Here is a 25,350-nt window from a genome sequence, read left to right as displayed (position 1 = left end):
AATTTCCCAACTTTTTTCTTTTATGCTATTTAGAATATTTTTCAACTAATGCTTCTAATGCTTTTTTAAAACATTCCATTGGTGGATGAACTACTCCTGCACCAATTTGACCTATTCCTGCTTCTTTATGAGCAATACCTGTATTGATATAAGGAGTAATTCCTGTTTCAACCACTTTTCTTATATCAATTCCAAGGCAAATTCCCTTAAAGTCCCAGTTTGGTATAGACATATTAGGATTATGTCCTACACAAATTTCACTTTCTTCATCACTAATTTTTTGTGCTTCTTCAAATCCATCTAAACCAATAAATTTAGTTACACCAGGAGCTGCAACCATTGCCATACCACCTACTCCAAATGTTTCAGTTATAGCACTATCTCCTATATCAGCATTAGCATCATCTTGAGAATATCCACTAAAGAATAATCCTTTTGGAGTATTAACAGGTGCTGTAAACCATCTGTCTCCTAAACCTGAAACCCTTATTCCAAATTCATGTCCATTTCTAGTTAATGCTGTTACAATAGTTCCTTCTTCTATTTGTCTTGCTGAATCCATTACAGATTTTGAATATGCCATCATAATATTTAAAAAGAATTGATCTGTATCAGCTAAGAATTTTGTAACATCTTCTAGATCTTTTTCATTTAATCCTACTTTTAATATATATGGCATTACATCTTTCATAAATAATGCAGATGCTGCTATATTTCTTTGATGAAATTCATCACCCATTGTTATAGCTTTAGAAACTATAACACTTAAATTCATACCTCCATCTATTTGTTTAACTGCTTTAGATAATGCAGGTCCTAATACATCTTTCATCCAATGAAGTCTATTTACTACTTCATCATTATAAGCACCAAAACGAAGTACTTTTCCTATTCCTTCATTTAGTGTACAATATGCTCTATTTCCACCATCTTTATTTTCTACAACTAATACAGGCATATTTCCAGAAGTAATTCCACCCATAGGTCCTACTGCATCTACATGATGACATGGAATAAATTCAACTTCTCCACTTGAAAGTAGCTTGTCTGCTTCTTCTTCATTTTTTGCCCAACCTTCAAATATTGCAGCTCCATAACATGAACCTTTCATAGGATTAGTCATATGCTCCCATTTCATAGGTGGACCTGCATGTAAAAGAACCTTTCCATTTAATTCATCAATAACTTCCTTTGCAGGTACTACATCCATTAAATATGGTTGTGCTGATACTATTTTATCTGTTACTGCCTTGTTTGCTTCATCTAAATTTTTATATTTCATTTTTACTCTCCTCCTATAAAGAATTTAATTTATCTAATAAACCTTGCATTTTCTTATCTCCACCAGCTCTTGGTGACCATTCATATTGTACAACTTGTCCTCCATGTTTCTTAATAGTTTCTGCAAAGCTTTCAAGACCCATATTTATAACTTTTAAATCACTATTTAGTATTGTTTTCTTTTCATCATTATTTTCTTTTATTTCTATATTTGAATTTAAATAATTAAGTGATGAAATAGAAGTATATACTGCTTCTGCATTTGTATCTAATACTAATACACCAGCTTCTTTAAGCTTTTCTACCTGTTCACTATAAGATTGAATATCATCTTCTGTTCCACAAATAGATGCTATAAATACTATATCTTTATTATTTGACTTTTTATATTCTATAACTTCTTTTATTTCTGGTGCCAATGCACTAGCCATATCTTCATTTGAACCATATCCTAATACATCATCAAAAAGTACTATAGCAACATCATCATTATCTTTTAATTCTTTTATTGCTTTTTTTCTAGTAGAAGGATCAATCATAGGATGTGGTCTACCTTGAGTATATTTATCATCCCCTAAGTCAATTATTTTGTTGTCTTCATATTTTAGCATGTATCCTTCTTCTTTTGATTTAGCATCTACATTGAAGTGTTCTTTTAATAACATTGCAGCTTCACCTGCTAAAGTTCCTCCTCCAAAAAGACCTAATACTTTTCTTTGTGATGAATTTTCTTTTATTTTATCTAATTTATCTTTAATATCAGATAAATTAGAACTATAATCTTTTTGTCTTTTTGATAGTATTAATGCTTTATATGCAGCTTCTTCTAAAGTCCAAGCATATTTTATTTTTTCTTCATCTTCTTTTGGTCTTTCACCTAAGAATATTGCTACTACCTTTTTATTTAATTTTTTGAATTTATCTATTACTTTGTTTTTTACTTTTTCTGCAGGTGGCTTTGAAATAAATACTAATACATCAGTATCCTTATCCTTATCTAACATTTCTAACGCATCAAGTGCTGATATGGCTCCTATATCACTTGATAAATCTCTACCACCAAGACCTATAGCATGAGTAATTCCCCCTCCATTTCTACCAATTATAGATGTAACTTCTTGTATACCTGTACCAGATGCACCTACTATTCCAATATTGCCTTCAGGAATAATATTAGCAAAAGCTAATGGTATATTAGATATTATTCCAGTACCACAATCAGGTCCCATTACTAATAAATCTTTTTTATGTGCTTTTTCTTTTAGTTTTTTTTCATCTTCTATAGAAACATTGTCACTAAATATAAAAGTGTTTATTCCTTTATCTAAAAGTCTATCAGCCTCTTCATATACATATTCACCTGGTATGGATATTAAGGCTAAATTAGCATCAGGTAAACTAGTTAATGCCCCATCTAAAGTTTTACTTTTTTCTAGTTTAGAATCTTTTGATTTAGAAGATAAATTTTTAATAGATTCATCTAATTTCTCTCTTACTTCTTCTACCTTTTCCTTGTTTTCTGTATCTACTGCTATACAAATATCATTTGCACCAGCTTCTTCAAATTCTTCTGAATACATTCCTGTATTTTCTAATATTTCCTTATTAGCAGGAGTACCCATCATTATAGATACGTTATTTATACCATCTGATTCTGATAACTTACTACTTAATACCATAAGATTAACTGAATCTTGATAAGTATTTTTTTTAATTAAACCATATATCATTTAATATACACTCCTTTTAAATTACATTTTCTCAAGGTCTAATTTTAAATCACCTTGTTTTATCCAACCTAACTTTCTAAATACTTCTGATATAGCCCAACATATTACACCTGGAGCTATAAAACAAAATACAATTATTTTAATCCATATTTCAGCTGTACTATATGTTCCAGCACTACTCATAGCTGCAAGTGCACCAAGTGGAGCAACTAAACCAGATGTGCCAGTTCCTGCTGCTGCTGAGATACTTTCCATCGGGAATATGGTTGTTACTAAAGGTCCAAGTATCATACCAGTTATTGTAGGTGGAACTAATAATATTGGTTTTTTTACAATATTACCTATTTGAATCATAGGTGAGCCAAGAGCTTGAGTAATAAATCCTGACCAACCATTTTCTCTTATACTTTGTATTCCAAAACCTACTGATTGAGCACAACCCCCTACAACTGCAGCTCCTGATGCTGGTCCTGCAATTGCAATCATTATTGCTATTGCTGTACTACTAATAGGTAAAGTCAAAGTAATTCCCATTATTGCAGCAACTATTATCCCCATAGGAATTGGTTGAAGTAAAGTTGCCCTATTTACAAATGCTCCTAAAGCTAACATGAATTCATTTATACCAGGTCCTACTAAACTTCCTACAAGCGAACCTGCAATAGCAGTTACCATAGGTGTTACAACTACATCAATTGGCGTTTCTTTTGATACAGCTTTTCCAAATTCAGCACCCACTACTGCTGCTAAAAAGGCACCTACAGGACCACCTAATTCATAACCAATAAAACCATTAATAGTTGATGCGAATAATACTAAAGGCGGAGACTTTAAGCCTAATGCAACAGCCACTGCAATTCCTGGACCAGAAACTGCTATAGCTTTAGGGCCAATTACATCAACAAAATAATCTATACCAAGTCTTTCTCCAACTGTTCTAAATATTACACCAGTTATTAGAGTAGCAAATAACCCTAACGCCATGAAAGATAAAGCATCTATTAAATATCTTTGAAAACTTATTTCTATATTTTTTCTTTCAAGAAAAGCTTTGAATTTACTTTTGTTTTCAACCTTATTTATTTTTTCAGACTCTTTTTTAGTGTTTGACATATTATACCTTCTTTCTAATTGAATTTGTCTCTAAATTTAATCATCTTCAATGCTAAATGTAATTCTAAAACTTTATTTGAATCATCAAAATCAATGTCAGTTAATTCTTTTATTTGTTCAAGTCTATATGAAACAGTTTTAGGATGAACAAATAATTTATTAGCAGCTTGAGTTACTTTCATATTGGATTCTATATAAGCTTCTAAAGTATTTAAAAGCTCCTTATTTTTTTCCTCATCAATTTTTATAATTTTTAATATGCTATTTGGAATATATTGATTTATATTTTCCATAGAAGACATGTTTTTTAACAATTTAAATATCCCAAGCTCATCATATATAAATATTTCGTTTTTATTTTTTAAATCTTTTCCAATTTTTATGGCATTTATTGCGTCATTATAACTATCTTTTAAATTCTTATAACCTTCTACTTCATTACCAACTCCAACAATAAAGCAGTTTTTACAATCTTCTTTTTCTAAATCATTTCTTAAAATTTTTATATCTTCTTTTAAATTTCCTATAGATTTTTTGAAATTTTCATTAGAAATATCAAACAATATTATTACATCTTTATTTCTTATAGCATAAACACCATTATGTTTTTTAACTAATTTTGAAATCTCTTTTTTAAATCTTTCCTTAATATTTTTCAAGTCACAATCAAAATTCAAAACTATAACATAATATTTAGAAAAAAGATCTATTCCTGCTATATTAGCTCTTTTTAATAAATCTTTATTAAATCCTGGTGTTCTAAAAATTAAATCATGAATAATATCACTCATAAAACGTTCTTCTACTTCTTGTATTGCTATATCTTTAGTCATTGCAAGAGCAATATTGGTAGCTGCATTTTCTATAGCAATCATATCCATTTCATTTATTTTTTCATTAATTTCTAATACACCTAGATAAGCTTTAGTATTATTAATTGAATTTATTTCTATGATCAATTGAGAAAAATTTTCATTTTCATATGTTTCTCTTTCTATATAGTAATATTTCTCGGAATATTTCAACTTTTTAAATTGTTGTTTATCCCTTTTTAAATTTTTCTCAAATGTAGTTAATATCAAATTATTATTTTTATCGTACAGTTCTATAGGATTATTTGTAATTATAGATAATTCTTTTATGACATCTTCTATGGAACAATTTTTTATTGCCATGTCAGTAAATTTATAATGTACTTTTTTAAAATAATTAAGTTTATTAACTTTTGATTCCATAACCTCTGCCATAACAGGATACATAAGATCAGTATAAAAAACATTCCTAGGCACTTCAATTATTGGTATATTTCTTTTATCACCCCATTCTATTAAGCCTTGTGGAACTTCAGTTACAGCTTTTTTAATTTTTATAATTACTGCACTTAAATCTTTATTTAATAATGTATCAAAAAAATCAAAAATTTCTTTATCTTTATAGTCTTTTATAGGTAAAAGACTAGTAACTAATGCTTCTCCTCCTTTTAGCCATTCATGAATTGTTACATCTTCCATGATAGTAATGCCAGTTATAATGTTATTGATTCCTTCTTTACCTGATATCAGTTTTGCTCTTTTATATGCTTCTAATGATAAAAGCTTTTTAACGTTAAAATCCATTTTTCCTCCTTAATTAAGAAGCAAGAATCGTTTTCCTTGCTAATTTCATAATATCAATATAAAACAACATCGTCATTATCAAAATAGTATAATAATATTGTAAAACATTATCCTGATAAGATAGTTTAAAAATAATTTACTATATAATTACCTTATGATTTATAATTAAAACATACCTTTTTTATCTAATACAGATAAAAAAGGTATTAGTTTTTATCTCTGAAATCGCTTGCTCGTTTTTTAAAAACCAAATACAATGAAATTAAGATATGTAAATTTTAATGTAACATTGAAAGGTGGATTAATATGAATATACCTGTGAATTTTTTCTACTGGTTTTTATCAATTATACCTATATTAGTATTACTAATATTAATGATAAAATTTCAATGGGGTGCTCCTAAGGCAGCTCTATTTACTCTAACTCTAACTATTATAATTAGTTTTTTATTTTTTAAAGCAAATATAGAAGTAGTAAGTATAGAGATTTTGAAAGCTTTATGGAATTCTCTTAGTATAATTTTAGTAGTCATAACTGCTATTTTACTTTATGAAGTAAGTGATGAGGCTGGAGCATTTGAAATATTAAATAAAACATTTAAAAAAATAGCTCCTAATGAACTTATACGAATAATGATGATTGGAGTAGTATTTGCAAGTTTCCTGCAAGGAGTTACTGGCTTTGGTGTTCCAGTATTAGTATCTGCACCACTCCTTATACAAATTGGTGTATCTCCTTTATGGGCTGTAGTAATTCCCCTTATAGGACATAGTTGGGCAGGCACATTTGGCACTCTTGCAATAGCTTGGAATGCACTTATCTTTCAAACAGGTATAGATAATATCACTACTATAAGAGAGATTGCACTATATGGTAGTGGACTTTTATTTATACTAGGTACAATAGCAAATATTACTATTGCTTATTTTTATGGTGGATTTAGAGCTATTAAAAAGGGATTTATTGCTATACTACTTATTTCATTAGTACAAGGTGGGGGACAAGTTATTATATCTCAATTTAATCCTGACTTATCAGCTTTTATTCCTAGTGCACTATCTCTTATTTCACTCATATTATTATCTAGATCTCCTTTATATAAAGATAAATGGATGATTGAAGATAGTAAGATCATGAAGAGAAAAGAACAAAATATAGTAGAAGAAATAGAAAATAAAATGAATATGCATGAAGCTTTTTTACCTTATTATTTAATGAGTTTTATAACTCTTTCTGTGCTTTTAATAAAACCTATAAATAATTCATTAAGTAAATTTAGTTATGGTCCAAGTTTTATAGAAACTAAAACTGGTTTTGGTATTGTAAATGAGTTTGTAAGTCAGTACTCACCAATTACTCCATTTACACATGCAGGCATGTTTCTTTTTTCTGCTAGTATGTTAGGATATATTTATTATAGAAAAAAAGGGTTTATAAATAAAGGAAAACTTCCTGTTATTTTTAAGAAATCAATAAAAAAAGCAATTCCCCCAATTTTAGCTGTAATTTCTCTTATTTCTATATCTAGAGTAATGTCAGGCACTGGACAAACTTTAGTTTTAGCAGAAGGAATTTCAAATGTTTTAGGTGAATATTATGTAATATTTGCTCCTTTCATTGGATTTTTAGGTTCTTTCATTACAGGAAGTAATATGAGTTCAAATATTTTATTTGCTGATTTTCAAATGTTAACATCTAAAATAATAGGATTAAATACACCTGCAATACTAGGTTCTCAAACAGCAGGTGGAGGAGTAGGAATGAGTATAGCTCCTGGGAATATAGTTTTAGGTACTACTACGGCAAATATATTAGGATCAGAAGGAAAAGTTCTTAAAAAAATACTTCCTTTTACTATTTCTATTGCAACTCTTTTTGGTATTTTAATGTTTATCTCACATATATTAAATATATAAAGACTAGGAATTTCCTAGTCTTTATTTTTATGGCAAAAATAAAGTTGATTTTGCTTTACCTTCTAATAAATCTATTAATATATTTTCCTTTTTTCCGTTTGCAAGTATCATAGGTATTCCATATTTATTTACTTTTTTAGCAGCTTCAATTTTAGTTGCAATCCCACCTGTTCCAAAGTAATTTTCCTTACCAATAGTTATATTATTTAACAATTCATCTATATTTGTAACTGTTTCAATCATAACAGCATCATTATATTCCTTAGGACTTTTATCATAAACTCCATCAATATCACTTAATAATACTAATAAATCAGCACTAAATAAATTTGTTGTAAGTGCTGATAATGTATCATTATCACCTATTTTTATTTCTTCTACACATATTGTATCATTTTCATTTACAATTGGTATAATACCTTCATCTACAAGAGTAAATAAAGTATTTCTTATATTTAATGTTCTATAGTCATCTAAAAAATCTTCTCTAGTTAGTAACACTTGTCCAATTCTCAAATCATATTTACTAAAAGCATTTAAATAAGCATTCATAAGTTCAACTTGACCTATGGAACTTAATGCTTGTTTATAATGTATATCTTCTTTTCTTGACCATTTACCTATTGAACATACTCCTGATATTATTGCACCTGAAGAAACTATAATTACTTGTTTGTCCATTTCTCTAAGTTTAGATACTTGAAAAGTTAATTTATTTAAAAACTCTTTATTTATAGTTCCATCTTCATTGGATAAGGTATTACTACCTATTTTAATTACTATTTTTTTAATCCTTTTGATTATATCTGAAATCATTTAAGTCATCTCACTTTCTAATCTGTCCATTTCCTACAATTGTATATTTATTTGAAACCAATTGATTTAATCCTACAGGTCCTCTAGCATGAATTTTCTGTGTACTTATTCCCATTTCTGCACCAAAACCAAATTGTGATCCATCTGTAAATCTTGTTGAAGCATTTACATATACTGCTGCTGCATCAACTCTTTTTACAAATAAATTTGAATTTCTTAAACTCTCTGTTATAATTGCTTCTGAATGTTTGGTACCATATTTGTTTATATGATTTATAGCTTGATTTACATCACTAACAACCTTTATAGCTAAAATATAATCTAGATATTCTTCTATATAATCATTTTCATTTGCTTCTTTTATATCTATAGACTCTAAAGCATGTTCACATCCTCTTAACTCTACTTTATTTTCAAGTCGTTTTTTTAGTTTAAGTAAAAATTCATTTTTTATATTTTTATGAATAAGTACAGTTTCACAAGCATTACATACTCCTGGCCTTTGTACTTTTGCATTTTCTATTATATCTAATGCTTTGTTTTGATCAGCTGATTCATCAACATATATATGACAATTTCCAACTCCTGTTTCAATAGTAGGTACAGTTGAGTTCTTTACTACAAAATCTATTAACTTTTTACCGCCTCTTGGAATAATTAAGTCAAGATATTCATTTAATTTCAACATTTCATCAACTAACGCTATATCTGTATCATCAATCAACTCTATTATATTTTCAGATATATTACTATTTTTTAAACCTTGTTTAATAACATGTACTAAAGCAATATTTGAATTTATAGATGATGAACTACCTCTTAACAATATGCAGTTTCCACTTTTTATAGAAAGTGAAAAAGCATCCACTGTAACATTTGGTCTAGATTCATATATTATCCCTATAGCTCCAAGTGGCACCGTCATTTTGCTTATAGTAAGTCCATTTTCCATTGTCCAAACTTCATCACTTTTCCATATAGGATCTTTAAGGGATATAATTTCTTGAATTCCTTTTATCATATTATCAATTCTATATTCATCTAATAATAATCTATCAATTAATGAATCTTTCATGCCATTTTTTTTAGCTATAATTATATCTTTTTTGTTCTCACTTATTATTAAATCTTTATTCTCATTTAAACTTTCTGCAACTTTTTGTAATGCATTATTTTTATCTATTGTATTTGCTAATGATAAATCATAAGAAGCATTTTTTAAACTTTTACTCTTTTCAAATAAACTTGACATGCTAATCATCCTTCCTTTAAAATAATAATTTTATATAAAAAAGTCCTCATCTCAGAAGAGACGAGGACTTTTACTCGCGGTACCACCCTTGTTAGTCATAGAAGACTCACTTAACTAATCTTAACGCGACTAAAAACGTAACAGCTTAATCACTGCATACTCAGAAGTAGGTTCAAAAAGTTATCTTATAGGATTCTCAGCAATTTCCCATTCTCTGTTAAAGCATCACTTTCTTAATAATCTTCATCATAGTATTTATAATTATTAAAATATATTAATAATATTATAGTGCTTCTTTTTTTGTTTGTCAATGTAAAATTCTTCTTAGAAATTCTCTAGTTCTTTTTTCTTTTGGACTATTAAATATCTGTTTTGGAGAACCTTCTTCTTTAATTATACCATTGTCCATAAATACAATTTTATCAGCAACCTCACGTGCAAAGTCCATTTCATGAGTAACTATAAGCATAGTTAAGCCAGTATCAGCTAATTTTCTCATAACTTTTAAAACTTCTCCTACCATTTCTGGATCTAATGCAGATGTTGGTTCATCAAATAAAATTACATCTGGTTCCATAGAAAGAGCTCTTGCTATTGCAACTCTTTGTTTTTGTCCTCCTGATAAATATTTTGGCATATACTCAATATAGCTATCCATTCCAACCACCTCTAAATATTTTAAAGCAATATTACGAGCATTATCTTGTGATTTTTTTATTACCTTTAATGGTCCTATAGTGCAATTTTCTAATACATTATAATTGTTAAATAAATTAAATTGTTGAAAAACCATTCCTAATTTAGTTCTGTAATGATGGGAATCATTTTGTAATATATCTTTACCTTTATAAAGTATTTTTCCTCCATTTATATTTTCTAATAAATTAATACAACGAAGCAAAGTAGATTTTCCTGACCCAGATGAACCTATAATACATACGACTTCTCCTTTATTAACAGAAAAATTTATATCTTTTAACACTTCATTATCTTCATAAGATTTACTTAAATTTTTAATTTCTATTATGTTGTTCAACTATATCACCTTCCTTATGCTGCTTTAGCATCTACTTCAATTTGATTTTTCATCCTATTATATCTTTTAGGTTTATCTATTCTTTTCTCAATATTTCTTAAAATTCTAGTAACAGTGAAAGTAAGTACAAAATAAATTATACTTGCTATAAAAAAAGCTTCAAAAAATCTAAAATTATTTCCTGCTATAGATTTTGTTTGAAAAAATAATTCTGTTACTCCTATAACATTTAAAACAGATGTATCTTTTATATTTATAACAAATTCATTTCCTGTTGCTGGTAATATGTTTTTAATTACTTGGGGTATTATAATGTTTTTCATTGTTTTAAAATGATTCATTCCCAAAGCTTGAGCAGCTTCAAATTGTCCATTATCTATAGATACAATTCCTCCTCTAACTATTTCAGACATATATGCTCCTGTATTAATAGAAACTATAAAAATAGCAGCTAATAGTCTATTCATGTGGATATCAAATGCTAAAGCGGAGCCATAGTATATGACCATTGCTTGTACAATCATAGGAGTTCCTCTAAAAAACTCTATATATATAGATAAAACATTATTAATAATTTTAATAAGTATATTTTTTATTCTATTATCAGAAAGAGGTATAGTGCGTATTATACCTATTAATAACCCAATAACAGATCCAATTATAGTACCTGTTAAAGCTATAACTAAAGTGACTCCTGCTCCTCTAACAAACATGGGCCAATTTTCAACAATCATTTTTGATACATATTCAAAACTCATATTTTCCTCCTTAGATTTATGTCATTATTCCTGTAATGTAGGTTGATTCTTAATAGCTTTATTCATTATATCTTGACGCTCTTTATCTGAAATACCTTTTAATATTTCATTTATTTCTTCTCTTAAATCACTTTCTTTTTTTAGTCCTACAGCAATTGCTGTATCGTCATCTAAAGTATTAAACCCTTCTTGAAACTCAACCATAGCAAAATTGTCATTTGCAGCTATTGCACTTACCCCTTCTGGTCTTTCTGAGACATATCCATCTATCATCTCAGATTGTAATGCTACCCTCATAGCTGGGAAATTATCCATAGCTACATCTTTAATCACACCATCTATTTGATCTATTACACTATAATGAAAAGTATTTAATTGAGCCGTTACTTTTGCACCTTTAAAGTCATTAATAGATGCAGCACCTTCATATTTGCTACCTTTTTTTACTATCATTACTAAATCTGATTTATAATAATTGTTACTAAAATCAATTGTTTCCATACGTTCTTTTGTAGGTGACATACCTGCTATTATTGCATCTATTTTGTTTGAAGTTAATGCTGGCAATAATCCATCCCATTCAAGTTTAACTATTTCTAGTTCTTTACCTAAGCCTTCTGCAATTTTCTTTGCAATTTCTACATCATATCCACCAGCGTATTCTGAGTTATCACTTATTTTAACTGCTCCATTAGAACTATCTATTTGTGTCCAATTAAATGGTGGATATCCTGCTTCAAGACCTACTTTAAATGTATCACTATTATTTGATGATTCTTCACTTTCTATATCTGATTCTCTATTACATCCTATTAAACTTATATTTATTAATAAAATCATAATTAATATCAAAATTGTTTTTCTATTCATTTTTTATTCTCCTTTAAAATTATTTTTTTGTATAAAAATAAAGCACCCAACAGGATAGTTAGATGCTTTTATAAACATAGCAAAGCTAAGACATCCTCTCCCTTCTAGCTCAGTGTGAGATAGCACAACATTATCGCATGGAGCTAATATGCAATAATGACAGTCCCATATCTATTAAATATGGACCCAGCATTAGATTTTGGTATCTAAAACTTCGGCAACAATTCCTTTTACTATACTTCAAAGACTTCCGATCTCCATATAGCTACTTATAATTATTGCGCCTCTACCTCACCTAGTAAGATGAGGATTTTTATTAAATTTTAATTTCATTTATGGTATCATGGTTATTTTAAAATGTCAAGAATATTTTAAAATAATCAATTAGTCATTTTCTTTGATTTTTGTACACATATATTCATAGCATTAATAATACAATTTCTAAATCCATCTTTTTCTAGAGATGCTACTGCTTCAATCGTAGTTCCACCAGGTGAACAAACCATATCCTTTAATTCTCCTGGATGTTCTCCTGTTTCTAAAACCATTTTAGCGGAACCCAAAATAGCTTGAGAAGCAATTTTATATGCTTTTTCTCTTTTCATACCATTTAACACCGCACTATCAGCCATAGCTTCTATTAACATGAATATATAAGCAGGAGAAGATCCACTTGTAGCAGTTACTACATCCATTAACTTTTCTTCAACAACCTCTGCTTCTCCAAAACTTTTAAAAATTCTTAAAATATCTTCTTTTTCATCGTTACTAATTTTATCGTTAAAAGATATAGCAGTCATACCTTCTCCAACTAATGCAGGTGTATTGGGCATTGCTTTAACTACTTTTAACTTTTTACCAAAATCATTTTCAATATTTTCTATTGATTTTCCTGCTGCTATATTTATAATTACTACGCCTTCTTTAATAGCATTTTTTATTTCACTTATTAAATCACTATAAGCGTTTGGCTTGACAGCTAAAAATAAAAAATCAGATTTTTTTGCTACTTCTATTTTATTTTCAGCTATAGATACTCCAAATTTTTTTCTTACATAGTCTAAATTTTCCTTGTGATTATCAATTACTAATATATTTTTAGAATTTAATATACTAGAATTTGCTATTCCTCCCACCATTGCTTTTCCCATATTTCCACAACCAATAAAGCCAATTATTTTATCCATATTAAACACCTCATTATTTATATGTCTAGAAATAAATCTACTTTTTCCTGATTTAATACATCAATTATACCTAAATCACTCATTTTAGCATTTGGAATCACTGGAAGTGCTAAAGTTGCTATTCTAAGGAGTGGATTTTTTATGTCAATTAATCCAAATCCCCTTAAAACTCTTTTCATTTTTGCTGCTTCTTCTGCCAATTCTTTACACGTTTTTTTAGAAAGAAGACCAGCTATAGGTAAGCTTAAATGTTCTACAAATTTTTCGTTTTTAGAACAACTAATTCCTCCGCCAATTTCGATTAAATCTTTTGCTACTATATGACCATTTTTAGGATTATCATAACAAATAGTTAAATTATGAGAATCATGTGAAACTGTAGATGCAATGGCACCTTCCTTAGTTCCAAAATTCCTAACAACTCCATAACCTTTTGTTTTAAAACCTTTATGTCTATTTATAACTATAACATATTTCAAATCAGGATCATGAGATATATCTAAATACCCCTCTTTTACAGGTAACTCTTCTACAACAAGATCTGTAGTTGACGATTTAAGAGATCTGTATTTTATTACATTTGTCTTAACATAACCTTCTTTTATGGGAGCTTTTATTTTAAAATCATTTTCTTCTATATTATCTGCATACACTGTATTTATATTTTCTATTTCAAATTCTTTCTGTTTTATATCTTTTTTCATTTTTCCATTTTGAGCAACTAATTCACCTCTAAAAAATACAGATTCTGGCTTTATGTCTTCTAGAGAATCTACTATTAGCATATCTGCTACATATCCAGGTGCTATTGCTCCTAAATTTCTAATATTTATTTCTCTTGCTATGTTTAAACTAGCACTTCTTATTGCATCAATTGGATTCATACCAGCTTTTATAGCAGACTTTACAACATCATTCATATGTCCATTTTCTAAAATATCTTCTGCTTCTCTATCATCTGTGCATAAAGTAAGATAATCTAAATATCTAAATTTGCCCACACCATTAACTATATCTTCTACATTTTTAGATATTGAACTATCTCTAGCATCTACATACATTCCTACTCTCATTTTATCTACTGCTTCTTTAGCTGTCCTACTTTCATGATCAGTTGTTGGACCTGCACACATATATGCAGATAAATCTTTTCCACTTAAATAAGGAGCATGACCTTGTATAAATAAATCTTTTTCTTCCACTAAATTTAAAATATCTACCATTCTCTTATCATTGTTTATTACACCTAAAAAGTCCATTACTTCCCCTAAACCTATAACTCTATCTAGATTTAATATTTCTTCTATATCTTCTTTTTGGAATTCAGCCCCTGCATTTTCTTTTCCTGGAACAGATGGAACACATGATGGAGCAAGTATAAATTGATTCATCGGTACATCTTTGCTATTATCTATCATATATTTTACACCATCTATTCCACAGACATTTGCTATTTCATGAGGATCTGTAATCACAGTAGTAGTTCCATTAGGAATAACAGCTTCTGCAAAATTCCTTGGGGTCATCATTGTACTTTCTATATGTATATGAGCATCTATTAATCCTGGAATTAAATATTTTCCTTTAGCATCATAATGATCCTTAGCTTTTATTTTAACTTCATCTGCATTTACTCTTATATGAGAAATAAATCCATCATATATTCCAACATCCCCTTTATATATCTCACCTGTAAATAAATTTAATATATTAGCATTTTCTATAGCTAGATCACATTCTATTTTACCTAAAGCTGATTCTATCAATTTCTTTTTATATTTTGGCATAATCTTCATAATATTCATCTCCTTATAAAAAATTAGTATAGTATATTTAAATTACCCTATTATACCATACTAATCTTATTATTTATATTTATATTTACATTATTATGAAATAGTAAATTAACGGAATACATAATATATATATTCCCCAATGGACATCTTTAAATCTAAAAGTAACTAATTTCACAAAAGCATAAGATATAATACCTACACTTATACCATTAGAAATACTAGATGTATATGCAGTAAATATTATTGTAGCAAATGCAGGAAAACTCTCCGTAAAATCTGAAAAGTCTATATCTTTTATCCCAGATAACATTAATAATCCTATAATAATAAGTGCTGGTGCTGTAGCTTCTGATGGTATCATTCCTGCAATAGGTGTTAAAAATATTGTAAGTAAAAAACATATTGCAGTAAAAACACTAGTAAGACCAGTACGCCCACCTTCTTCAACTCCAGCAGCAGATTCTATATATGTCGTAACTACTGTTGAACCAAATAAAGCTCCAGTAACTGTAGCTATTGCATCTACTAAAAAAGGTTTATTTATATCTGGAAGATTACCATCTTCATCTAATAAGTCTGCTTTAGCAGATACTCCTAACAGGGTTCCAAGAGTTGAAAAAAAGTCTCCCACAAAAAAAGTAAACATAAGCGGTATAAAACTCAACTTTAAAGCACCTAGAATATCAAGTTTTAAAAATATAGGTTCTATTGATGGTGGCAATGTAATTAAAGTATTTGGTACATTTGTTATTCCCATAGGTATACCAATTAATGTTGTAGCAACTATTGCAATTAATATACCCCCTTTTATTTTATTAGCCATAAGAATAACTACAATAGCAAGTCCTATCAATGACAGAAGTGCACCCTTATCACTTAAACTCCCCATTTTAATTGATCCACTAGAAAGATCCATAAAATGAGCACTATTAAAACCAATTAACACAATAAAGAAGCCAACTGCAGCTCCTATTGCAAGCTTAATATTTTTAGGAATTAATTTTACTATTACTTCACGAAGACCTAATGCTGTAAGAATTAAAAATAATACCCCTGATATAAATACCATACCAATTCCTTCTTGCCAAGTCACAAGTCCCCCTGCTACAAGTGTAAAAGCAAAAAATGCATTACTTCCCATAGCTGGCGCCATGGCAAATGGTAAATTTGTAAAAAGTCCCATAATCAATGTAAATACTCCAGAAAGTAGCGCTGTTACTACTGTAACTGCTCCTACATCCATCCCTGCAGCTTGCATAAAACTAGGCTGAACAATTAATATATATGCCATAGTCATAAAAGTTGCTACCCCAGCTGTCATTTCAGTTTTTATATTAGTATTTCTTTCACTCAACTTAAATATATTTTCTAACATATTAAAAACCCCCTTAGTCGTTTTCTACGTTTCCCATTGTAATACTTTTTTCGACAAAAGTCAACATTTTTTATAAAAAATTATTTATAGTTCGGATTTAATCTTTTATAATAGTAGTTTTATAATATATCAAAAAAAATATTCGTATTTTCTAATACGAATATTTCTTTTAGGATATTATAACTATTCATTTATTGCTTTTGACAATCTTTTTAATCCTTTCTCTAACATACTTCTTGAACAAGCAAAATTTAATCTCATAAATCCTTCTCCATCTTTTCCAAACCAAGTACCACCATTTAATGCTATTTTCCCTTTATTTATTATTTTATTTTCTAAAATTTCTCCATCACTTTCATATTTTCTTAAATCAATCCAGGCTAAATATGTGGCTTGAGGTTTTATAAGTTTTGCCTTGGGAAGATTTTTATTTAAATATTCTTCAATAAACTCTATATTACCTTGCAAATATTTCAATAGTTGTTCCAACCAATCTTCTCCTTCTTTATATGCCGACTCAACTGCAGCTATACTTAGCGGATTTTGAAATCCTATATTATTAAGATCTAATATTTCTTGGAATTTTTCTCTAAATCTACTATTTGGTATTATAATATTAGATGCTTCCATACCTGCTAAGTTGAACGTTTTACTTGGTGCAGTACATGTTATTGAATTCATTTCAAAATCTTTATTAATAGAAGCAAGCATCGTATGTATATATCCTTTATATACTAAATCATTATGAATCTCATCTGACACTATTAAAACATTATTTTCCAAACATATATTACCTAATTTCTCTAACTCAGTTTTTGTCCATACTCTCCCTATTGGGTTATGAGGACTACAAAGTATAAATATTTTCACATTTTCACTTTGTATTTTTTCTTCTATATCTTTAAAATTAATATTATATTTTTCACCATCAAATTCAAGAGGAGAATTAACTACATTTCTATTATTATTTTCAATTGAACGTCTAAAAGGATAATATACAGGTTCTTGTATCATAATACTATCTTTTTCATCTGTAAATGCTTGTATAATATAATTTATAGCCGGCACAACACCTGGTGTGTACATTATCCATTCTTTTTTTATCTTATAATCAAAACGCTTATTTATCCATTCAACTATTGCATCATAATATGACTCTGGTCGTTTACTATAACCATATATAGGATGATTAGCCCTATTAACAATTGCATCTTCTATAGGTTTGGCTACTCTAAAATCCATATCAGCTACCCAAAATGGTAATAAGTCATTTCTTCCAAACATCTCTTCTAATATTTCAGGGTCCCACTTTCTGGAATAAGTATTCCTTCTATCAATTGTATTATCAAAATTATATTTCATATTAATTTTTATCATCCTTTCATAAATTTTTTATAAAACCATTTATAAGTTTTATACTTTTATTATAAGGGTATACTAAAGTTAAAGCAATGAAAGGAATGATTTTATGAGTATATATGATATTGAAGTAAATGATATCAATAAAGAAAAAATCAAATTAGAAAGATTTAAAAATCATGTTATGTTAATTGTAAATACTGCATCTGAATGAGGTCTTAAAACCCAGTTTGGAGAATTGGAAGAATTATATCAAAAATATAAAGATAATGGATTTGTAGTTCTAGCATTTCCTTGTAACCAATTTAAAAATCAAGAACCACTTTCAAATGAAGAAATAAAACATAAATATCCAACGCATTATAATATTACTTACCCCATATTTCAGAAACTAGATGTAAATGGCGAAAATGAACATCCACTTTACAAACATTTGAAAAAAGAGCAAGGTGGACTACTAGGCAGTAAAAAAATAAAGTGGAATTTCACTAAATTTTTAATTGATAAAAAAGGTAATGTTGTAAACAGATTTGCACCTACTACAAAACCTAAAGATATAGAAATGAATATAAAAGAATTATTATAATAAAAAATAATCTATATTTATAATTTCTTTGAATAATTTTCTTTTTTTACTAAATAATAATATTTATATCCCATAACTTTCAAATACTATGTGATATCTAAATCTGAAAGGAGAATTGTTATGAGTATAGGAAAATTAATTATTAAAATAATAGTAGCTGCTCTAGCTATAGCAATCACAGCTTTTTTTGTTCCAGGTATGTCAAACCAAGGAGGAGTATGGTCACTGGTACTTGCTGCTATAGTCATTGGTTTACTTGATTGGATAATATTAAAATTAACAAATATAGATGCATCACCTTTTGGTAGAGGTATTGTAGGTTTTATTGTAGCAGCTGTTATATTGTATATAACTGGCATGATTGTAGATGGTTTCACAGTAACATTATTAGGTGCTCTTATCGGTGCTCTCATACTTGGAGTAGTAGATGTGTTTATTCCTGAAGATAAAAAAGTAATGTAAATATAATAAAAATTGGAATGATATATATCATTCCAATTTTTATATAATATTTTAATTTGTTATTTTACTAATTTATCTATTAATTTATCATCTGCTAAATTAGGTATAGTTATATGATTACTACCAGAGAACTTTTCATTATATTCTTTACAAGTTTCTATAGAATTTTCATTCCTAGCCCAGTTTCTTCTTGCAACTCCTCCCATTACATCCCACGGAATAGAAGTTCTTAATATTTCATCAACCCTTTCACTACCATCTAAAACCATACCAAATCCACCATTTATGGACTTACCTATGCCTACTCCTCCTCCATTATGAAGAGCTATAAGACTCATTCCTCTAGCAGCATTTCCCGCAAAACAATGTGTTGCCATATCAGCCATGATATTGCTACCATCTTTAATATTTGCTGTTTCTCTAAAAGGAGAATCAGTTCCTCCTGTATCATGATGATCACGACCAAGCATTACAGGACCTATCTCACCTTTTCTTACCATTTCATTAAATCTTAATGCTATATCACGTCTTCCTATGGCATCTTGATATAATATTCTAGCTTCAGTTCCTACAACTAAACCATTTTTTTCTGCATCTCTTATCCAAATATAATTATCTCTATCTTGACCTCTTCTATCAGGATCTATTATATCCATTGCAGCTTTATCAGTTTTTATTAAATCTTCATGATTTCTACTTAAGCACACCCATCTAAATGGTCCATATCCATAATCGAATAACATAGGTCCCATAATATCTTCTACATAAGATGGGAATATAAACCCTTCTGATTCATCAACACCATTTTTAGCAATAGTTTTTTCACCCGCATCATAAATAGCTTTCATAAAGCTATTACCATAGTCAAAGAAATATGTTCCTCTATTACTTAATTCTTGTATTAATCTGAAATGATGTCTTAAAGATTCATCCACTAGTTCAATAAATTTTTCTTTATCCTTATCTAAAAGTTCAGTTCTCTCGTCAAAAGTTAATCCTTGTGGACAATACCCTCCATCATAAGGAGCATGACATGAAGTTTGGTCTGAAAGCAAATGAATATTTATGTTATTTTCTACTGTATACTCTAATAAATCAATTATATTACCATGATATGCATAAGCAATAGATTCTTTATTTTGTAATGATTTTTCTACTTTTTCAAATAATGATTTTAAATCTTCATATGATTCATCTATCCAACCTTGTTCAAGTCTAGTTTCTATTCTTGATTTATCTACTTCTGCTATTATAGAGACTGCATTTGCAATTTTTGCAGCTTTCCCTTGAGCTCCACTCATACCTCCAAGACCAGAAGAAACAAATAAATATCCTCTTAAATCACCATCATCAGCAACATTCAATTTCATTCTTCCTGCATTGAGTATAGTATTATAAGTACCATGAACGATGCCTTGAGGACCAATATACATCCATCCTCCTGCTGTCATTTGACCATAATTAGCTACTCCCATTGCTTGAGCTTTTATCCAATTTTTTTGATCATCAAACATCCCTATCATTAAAGAATTTGTAATTATAACTCTTGGACTAGTTTTAGAAGATTCAAACACTCCTAAAGGATGTCCTGATGCAATAACAAGTGTTTGTGTATCTGTTAAATTTTCCAAATACATTTTAACTAATCTATATTGCATCCAATTTTGAAAAACTTGACCTGTTTCACCATATGTTACAAGTTCATAAGGATATAAAGCTACATCAAAATCCAAGTTATTATCAATCATAACTTGAAACGCTTTTCCTTCTATACATTTCCCTTTATATTCATCTATAGGCTTTCCATATAATTTATCTTCAGGTCTATATCTATAACCATAAATTCTTCCTCGAGTAAGAAGCTCCTCTAAAAATTCAGGTGCTATTTCTTCATGTAATTCTTCAGGAATATATCTTAAAGCATTTTTAAGTGCTATCTTAATCTCATTTTGAGTTAATGTTAATTCTCTAACAGGTGCTCTTCGTATGCCTTTAATAAAGTCTTTTTTTGGTGGCAAAGTATTTGGTAATTTAATATCCATCTTTAGTCCTCCTTATAATACTCTTCCAATTTTTTCTTCTACTTTAGAAATTATTTTTTCACTTTTTAATACTCTTTCTGTTTTTTCTATATCTTCATGCATTATTCTATCTTCTGTCAAAGTAGGAATCTCTTCTCTAATTATATTATAAGCAATTTCACTTCCAACTCCTAATCCAGCATTGCCTCTTAAATCAATAGCTTGACAAGCAGCTAGCATTTCCATAGCTATGACTTTCCTTGAATTATTTAGTATATCTCTGGCATGTCTAGCTGAGATAGTTCCCATAGAAACATGATCTTCTTGATTCGCAGAAGATGTAATGGAATCAACACTAGCAGGATGAGCTAAAACTTTATTTTCTGACACTAAAGAAGCAGCAGAGTATTGTACAATCATAAATCCAGAATTTAATCCACCTTTTTTAACTAGAAATGCTGGAAGTCCTTCACTAAGTGCAGGATTTACTAATCTTTCAAGCCTTCTTTCAGATATGTTAGCAAGTTCTGCTATACCAATGCCAAGAAAATCAAATGTTATTGCCATAGGTTGCCCATGAAAATTACCTCCAGATATTACCTGTTCTTCTTCAGTAAATATTAAAGGATTGTCAGTTGCTGCATTCATCTCAAGTTCTATCTTTTCTTTAGCATAACTAAAACAATCTTTACTAGCTCCATGTACTTGTGGAGTACATCTTAAAGAATATGCATCTTGTACTCTTTTTTCTCCTTGTCTAGTAGTCATTTTACTATCATTTAATATATCTAATAGATTTTGCCCTGTATTTATTTGTCCAATATGATTTCTAGCTTTGTGTATTTTTTCATCATATGCATCTGTTATCCCATTTAAAGCTTCATTTGTTAAAGCAGCAGAAATATCTGCTAATTTACTTAAACTTAAAGCATCATATATTGTTAAAGCACCTACTGAAGTCATAACTTGAGTTCCATTAATAAGCGCAAGCCCTTCTTTTGAAGTCAAATCTATAGTTTTAATACCTGCTTTTTCCATAGCTAATTTCCCAGGTAATTCTTCACCTTCATATATGGCCTTACCTTCTCCAAACATTACAAGAACCATATGAGCCAAAGGAGCTAAGTCACCACTTGCACCAAGTGAACCTTGCTCAGGTATCACAGGGTGAACTCCTTTATTTAACATTTCTACTAAAGTATTTACAGTTGATAATCGAATACCTGAGTACCCTTTAGAAAGGGCATTAATTCTAAGTAACATTATACCTCTTACAACTTCTTCACTAAAATGTTCTCCAACACCACAAGAATGACTTATAATTAAGTTTTTTTGTAGTTTTTTTGTATCTTGTTTTGATATAATTACATCACTAAATTTCCCAAACCCTGTAGTTATACCATATACAACTTTTTCTTCATCAACATATCTATCTACTAGAGCCCTTGAATTATTTATATTTTTTATAGATTGTTCTGACAATTTAATCTTTTTATTATTTCTTACAACTTCAATAAACATATCTAAATCTAAATTTTGACCATCAATTAATATTTCTGTCATTTTATTCCTCCAATAATTATTTTATAATAAAACTGCTGCAATTGTACCCATTATTAATAATGGTATATTATAATGTAAAAATGTTGGAACAGAGGTATCCCATATATGATCATGTTGTCCATCTACATTCAATCCAGCTGTTGGTCCAAGTGTACTATCAGAAGCAGGAGATCCTGCATCTCCAAGAGCACCAGCAGTACCTACTAAAGCAATAGTAGCTGCAGGACTAAATCCCATAGCTATAGCAATTGGCACAAATATAGCTGCTAATATAGGAATAGTTCCAAATGAAGTACCTATACCCATTGTTATTACTAATCCTATTAATAACATTAAAAATGCTGATATTAGTTTGCTACCTCCCATAATACTTACACTTGCTTCAACTAGAGAATCTACGCCTCCTGTAGCTCTTATAACAGATGCATATCCTGAAGCAACCAACATAACAAAAGCTATAAATCCCATAAGACCTATTCCACCTGTTATAACATCATCCATATCATTCCATTTAAATCCTCCAAAAACTAACATTATTACAAGTCCTATAATTGCTCCTACTGGTAATGACTCTGTAATTATTTGAATTGTAAATGCAGCTATAGCTCCTACAATTGCCCCTATATGAGCACGATTCAAATTTGTATCTATTGTATAATCTGTATCAGGTTCCATTACTTCAGTTTCTTCATATTTTCTAGGTTTTCTATATGAAATTAAAATAGCTATAAATAGTCCTACTACCATTCCAAGACCTGGTAAAAGCATTGATTTCCAAACCATTCCTGTCACAACATCCATACCATTTTCTATTAAAGAATCTCTAATTATATTATGAAATATGAGACCAAAGCCTGCTGGTATCATAATATAAGGTGCTTTAAGACCAAAAGTCAATGCACATGCTACAGCTCTTCTATCTATTTTTAGCTTATTCATCACTGTAATAAGTGGCGGAATTAATATTGGTATAAAGGCTATATGAACCGGTATTAAATTTTGAGATAAACATGCAATACCTGCTATTAAAAAAATAAATATAACCTTTTTGTTTTTTATTACTGAACCAATTTTTAAAGCTAATATTTCTGCTGCACCTGTTTTTCCAATAGCAAATGCTAAGGCACCTAATAAAATATAGGATAGAGCAGTTTCTGCATTTCCTCCCATACCTTCTATTAAGATTTTCATTGTTTCTCCTAACCCCATTCCTGAAATTAATCCTCCAGTTATGGCAGCTAAAATAAGTGCTATTAATATATTCACTTTTATTAAACTAAGAATAACCATTACTATTACTGAAATTAATACTGGATTAGTTAACATTACATCACCCCTTTTAAATATTTTATTTATAGTTAGTCCCAAAAAGAACTAATCAAAATAAATTATTAAATAATTTTAACACAATTCTTAAATATAAGCAATATATCAAGATTATTAAAGGGTGATGATATTAATTACATATAGATTTGTTCTACTTCAAAATCATCATTTAATTTAATATAGAATTGAAGTAATTCTTTTAAAGCATATGCAGGTACTGGACCTACTAATTCAGTGCTAACTACATTTACATTATATCTAGAAAGTTCTGATTTAATAGTTTCATAAACCCTATGGATAGGTGTTTCTTCATAATTAGTAAGATTCATTGAAATTTGAACTTGTTTTTTCTCGGGTATATCTAATGCTATAGCTCTTACATGCTTATAGCCACCTTTAGCACCACGTATAGCTTTAACTACTTTCTTTGCAACTTCTTTATCTTCTGTATCTATATTTACATTAAAAGCTATAAGGGCAAATCTTACACCTGTAACAGTTGCACCTGCTTTTGGATTAAACTCGAATGGACCTTCATCTGGAGCCCAGTTTTCATCTTTCATCTTTTCTTCAAATGCTTCATATTGTCCTTTTCTAATTTTAACTAAACTTTTTCTATTATCTCTTGTCGCTGCATCTTCATAATAATATACAGGTACTCCAAGACTACCTAAGTATTTTCCATATTCCTTAGCAATTTCTACTGCTTCTTGTTTTGATACATTTTTTACAGGTATAAATGGTACTACATCTATAGCTCCCATTCTTGGATGACTACCTTTGTGCTTAGTCATATCAATTAACTCAAGAGCTTTTTTTGATAATCTTTTTGTACCTTCTAAAACTGCCTTAGGATCACCTTTATAAGTAAAAACGCTTCTATTATGATCTTTATCAGAGTTTTGATCAATGAGTTCTAAATCCCCATTTTCCATTAAAGCTTCTTTTACTTGTTGTACTTTTTCTAAGTCTGTACCTTCACTAATATTTACTTCTGCAAGTAATACTTTCATTTAAACAACTCCTTTATTAATTAATTTATTTATATATTATATAAAACTAATTTTATCCTATTAATAATGAAAACATTTTCAATTGCTATCATTTCCATTATAACATATATGCATTATTTTTTTAATATTAAATAAACTTAAGAACATGTAAGATTCAAATAAAAATTTTAAGTAATATAAAGTTTTATAAGCATAGTAAAAATACCATAATAAAAGATAAGCTAAATATATTTAGCTTATCTTTTATTATGGTATTAACTTTCAATGGTATTT

At 28.9% G+C, this 25,350-nt stretch carries 20 protein-coding genes, 1 riboswitch and 1 other annotated feature; of the genes, 3 read left to right on the top strand and 17 right to left on the bottom strand.

Annotated features, from left to right (window positions below; translation table 11 throughout):
* Window positions 1–25: 25 nt before the first annotated feature.
* From D3Z33_RS00280 to D3Z33_RS00265, 4 genes are read right to left on the bottom strand one after another with little or no spacing between them, the layout of a single operon-like run.
* Window positions 26–1,282 (bottom strand): DUF1116 domain-containing protein, encoded by a 1,257-nt coding sequence (locus D3Z33_RS00280; RefSeq protein WP_160195805.1) that lies wholly within the window; start codon window positions 1,280–1,282, stop codon window positions 26–28.
* A 13-nt stretch (window positions 1,283–1,295) separates the two neighbouring features.
* Window positions 1,296–3,011, bottom strand: coding sequence for an acyl-CoA synthetase FdrA (gene fdrA / locus D3Z33_RS00275; RefSeq protein WP_160195804.1), 1,716 nt, complete (start codon window positions 3,009–3,011; stop codon window positions 1,296–1,298).
* Window positions 3,012–3,032: 21 nt separating this feature from the next.
* Window positions 3,033–4,124 carry a PTS transporter subunit IIC gene (locus D3Z33_RS00270; RefSeq protein WP_160195803.1) on the bottom strand — a complete coding sequence of 364 codons (1,092 nt, stop codon included), beginning with the start codon at window positions 4,122–4,124 and terminating at the stop codon, window positions 3,033–3,035.
* 14 nt (window positions 4,125–4,138) lie between these two features.
* Window positions 4,139–5,740 carry a PucR family transcriptional regulator gene (locus D3Z33_RS00265; RefSeq protein WP_160195802.1) on the bottom strand — a complete coding sequence of 534 codons (1,602 nt, stop codon included), beginning with the start codon at window positions 5,738–5,740 and terminating at the stop codon, window positions 4,139–4,141.
* Window positions 5,741–6,046: 306 nt separating this feature from the next.
* Here D3Z33_RS00265 and D3Z33_RS00260 point away from each other — a divergent pair, with 306 nt between their 5' ends.
* Entirely contained in the window at window positions 6,047–7,657 is a 1,611-nt protein-coding gene (locus D3Z33_RS00260) for an L-lactate permease (protein WP_160195801.1), read from the top strand.
* Between the two features lie 27 nt (window positions 7,658–7,684).
* Here the strand turns inward: D3Z33_RS00260 and proB are convergent, their stop codons facing one another.
* The 9 genes from proB to D3Z33_RS00215 form a co-directional block, all read right to left on the bottom strand.
* Window positions 7,685–8,473: a glutamate 5-kinase gene (gene proB / locus D3Z33_RS00255; protein ID WP_160195800.1), complete on the bottom strand. Its 789-nt coding sequence runs from the start codon at window positions 8,471–8,473 to the stop codon at window positions 7,685–7,687.
* A 10-nt stretch (window positions 8,474–8,483) separates the two neighbouring features.
* Window positions 8,484–9,725: a glutamate-5-semialdehyde dehydrogenase gene (locus D3Z33_RS00250; RefSeq protein WP_160195799.1), complete on the bottom strand. Its 1,242-nt coding sequence runs from the start codon at window positions 9,723–9,725 to the stop codon at window positions 8,484–8,486.
* A gap of 53 nt (window positions 9,726–9,778) precedes the next feature.
* Window positions 9,779–9,984 (bottom strand) — a binding site (T-box leader).
* Window positions 9,985–10,032: 48 nt separating this feature from the next.
* The gene (locus tag D3Z33_RS00245; RefSeq protein WP_160195798.1) at window positions 10,033–10,761 is read right to left on the bottom strand and encodes an amino acid ABC transporter ATP-binding protein; all 729 of its coding nucleotides are present in this window, start codon (window positions 10,759–10,761) and stop codon (window positions 10,033–10,035) included.
* 14 nt (window positions 10,762–10,775) lie between these two features.
* Window positions 10,776–11,519, bottom strand: coding sequence for an amino acid ABC transporter permease (locus D3Z33_RS00240; RefSeq protein WP_160195797.1), 744 nt, complete (start codon window positions 11,517–11,519; stop codon window positions 10,776–10,778).
* A 24-nt stretch (window positions 11,520–11,543) separates the two neighbouring features.
* Window positions 11,544–12,389: a transporter substrate-binding domain-containing protein gene (locus tag D3Z33_RS00235; RefSeq protein ID WP_160195796.1), complete on the bottom strand. Its 846-nt coding sequence runs from the start codon at window positions 12,387–12,389 to the stop codon at window positions 11,544–11,546.
* 112 nt (window positions 12,390–12,501) lie between these two features.
* A riboswitch (Lysine riboswitch) is annotated at window positions 12,502–12,686 on the bottom strand.
* 83 nt (window positions 12,687–12,769) lie between these two features.
* Entirely contained in the window at window positions 12,770–13,576 is an 807-nt protein-coding gene (gene proC / locus D3Z33_RS00230; RefSeq protein WP_160195795.1) for a pyrroline-5-carboxylate reductase, read from the bottom strand.
* Window positions 13,577–13,593: 17 nt separating this feature from the next.
* Window positions 13,594–15,372: an adenine deaminase gene (gene ade / locus D3Z33_RS00225; RefSeq protein WP_160195794.1), complete on the bottom strand. Its 1,779-nt coding sequence runs from the start codon at window positions 15,370–15,372 to the stop codon at window positions 13,594–13,596.
* An 85-nt stretch (window positions 15,373–15,457) separates the two neighbouring features.
* Window positions 15,458–16,747: an NCS2 family permease gene (locus D3Z33_RS00220; protein ID WP_160195793.1), complete on the bottom strand. Its 1,290-nt coding sequence runs from the start codon at window positions 16,745–16,747 to the stop codon at window positions 15,458–15,460.
* Between the two features lie 183 nt (window positions 16,748–16,930).
* Window positions 16,931–18,109: a MalY/PatB family protein gene (locus D3Z33_RS00215; protein WP_160195792.1), complete on the bottom strand. Its 1,179-nt coding sequence runs from the start codon at window positions 18,107–18,109 to the stop codon at window positions 16,931–16,933.
* Between the two features lie 187 nt (window positions 18,110–18,296).
* Here D3Z33_RS00215 and D3Z33_RS00210 point away from each other — a divergent pair, with 187 nt between their 5' ends.
* Together D3Z33_RS00210 and D3Z33_RS00205 are read left to right on the top strand one after the other, a co-directional pair.
* A complete protein-coding gene (locus D3Z33_RS00210; protein ID WP_431768821.1) occupies window positions 18,297–18,692 on the top strand; it encodes a glutathione peroxidase in 396 nt (131 codons plus the stop codon).
* Window positions 18,693–18,812: 120 nt separating this feature from the next.
* Window positions 18,813–19,154: a phage holin family protein gene (locus tag D3Z33_RS00205; protein WP_201750369.1), complete on the top strand. Its 342-nt coding sequence runs from the start codon at window positions 18,813–18,815 to the stop codon at window positions 19,152–19,154.
* A gap of 59 nt (window positions 19,155–19,213) precedes the next feature.
* Here D3Z33_RS00205 and D3Z33_RS00200 read toward each other — a convergent pair whose 3' ends face one another.
* From D3Z33_RS00200 to ftcD, 4 genes are all read right to left on the bottom strand, one after another.
* Entirely contained in the window at window positions 19,214–21,196 is a 1,983-nt protein-coding gene (locus D3Z33_RS00200) for a urocanate hydratase (protein WP_160195790.1), read from the bottom strand.
* A 12-nt stretch (window positions 21,197–21,208) separates the two neighbouring features.
* Entirely contained in the window at window positions 21,209–22,738 is a 1,530-nt protein-coding gene (gene hutH, locus D3Z33_RS00195) for a histidine ammonia-lyase (protein ID WP_160195789.1), read from the bottom strand.
* A 21-nt stretch (window positions 22,739–22,759) separates the two neighbouring features.
* Complete coding sequence (locus tag D3Z33_RS00190) at window positions 22,760–24,064, bottom strand: Na+/H+ antiporter family protein (RefSeq protein ID WP_160195788.1); 1,305 nt, start codon at window positions 24,062–24,064, stop codon at window positions 22,760–22,762.
* Window positions 24,065–24,198: 134 nt separating this feature from the next.
* Window positions 24,199–25,077, bottom strand: a complete 879-nt coding sequence (gene ftcD, locus D3Z33_RS00185) for a glutamate formimidoyltransferase (RefSeq protein WP_160195787.1) — start codon at window positions 25,075–25,077, stop codon at window positions 24,199–24,201.
* Between the last annotated feature and the right edge of the window lie 273 nt (window positions 25,078–25,350).

Origin of the sequence: Senegalia massiliensis (assembly GCF_009911265.1) — a bacterium.
GTDB classification, from domain to species: Bacteria; Bacillota; Clostridia; order Tissierellales; family SIT17; genus Anaeromonas; species Anaeromonas massiliensis_A.
The sequence above is the reverse complement of the archived record's forward strand: the minus strand, read 5'-3'. Positions and strand labels throughout refer to the sequence as shown.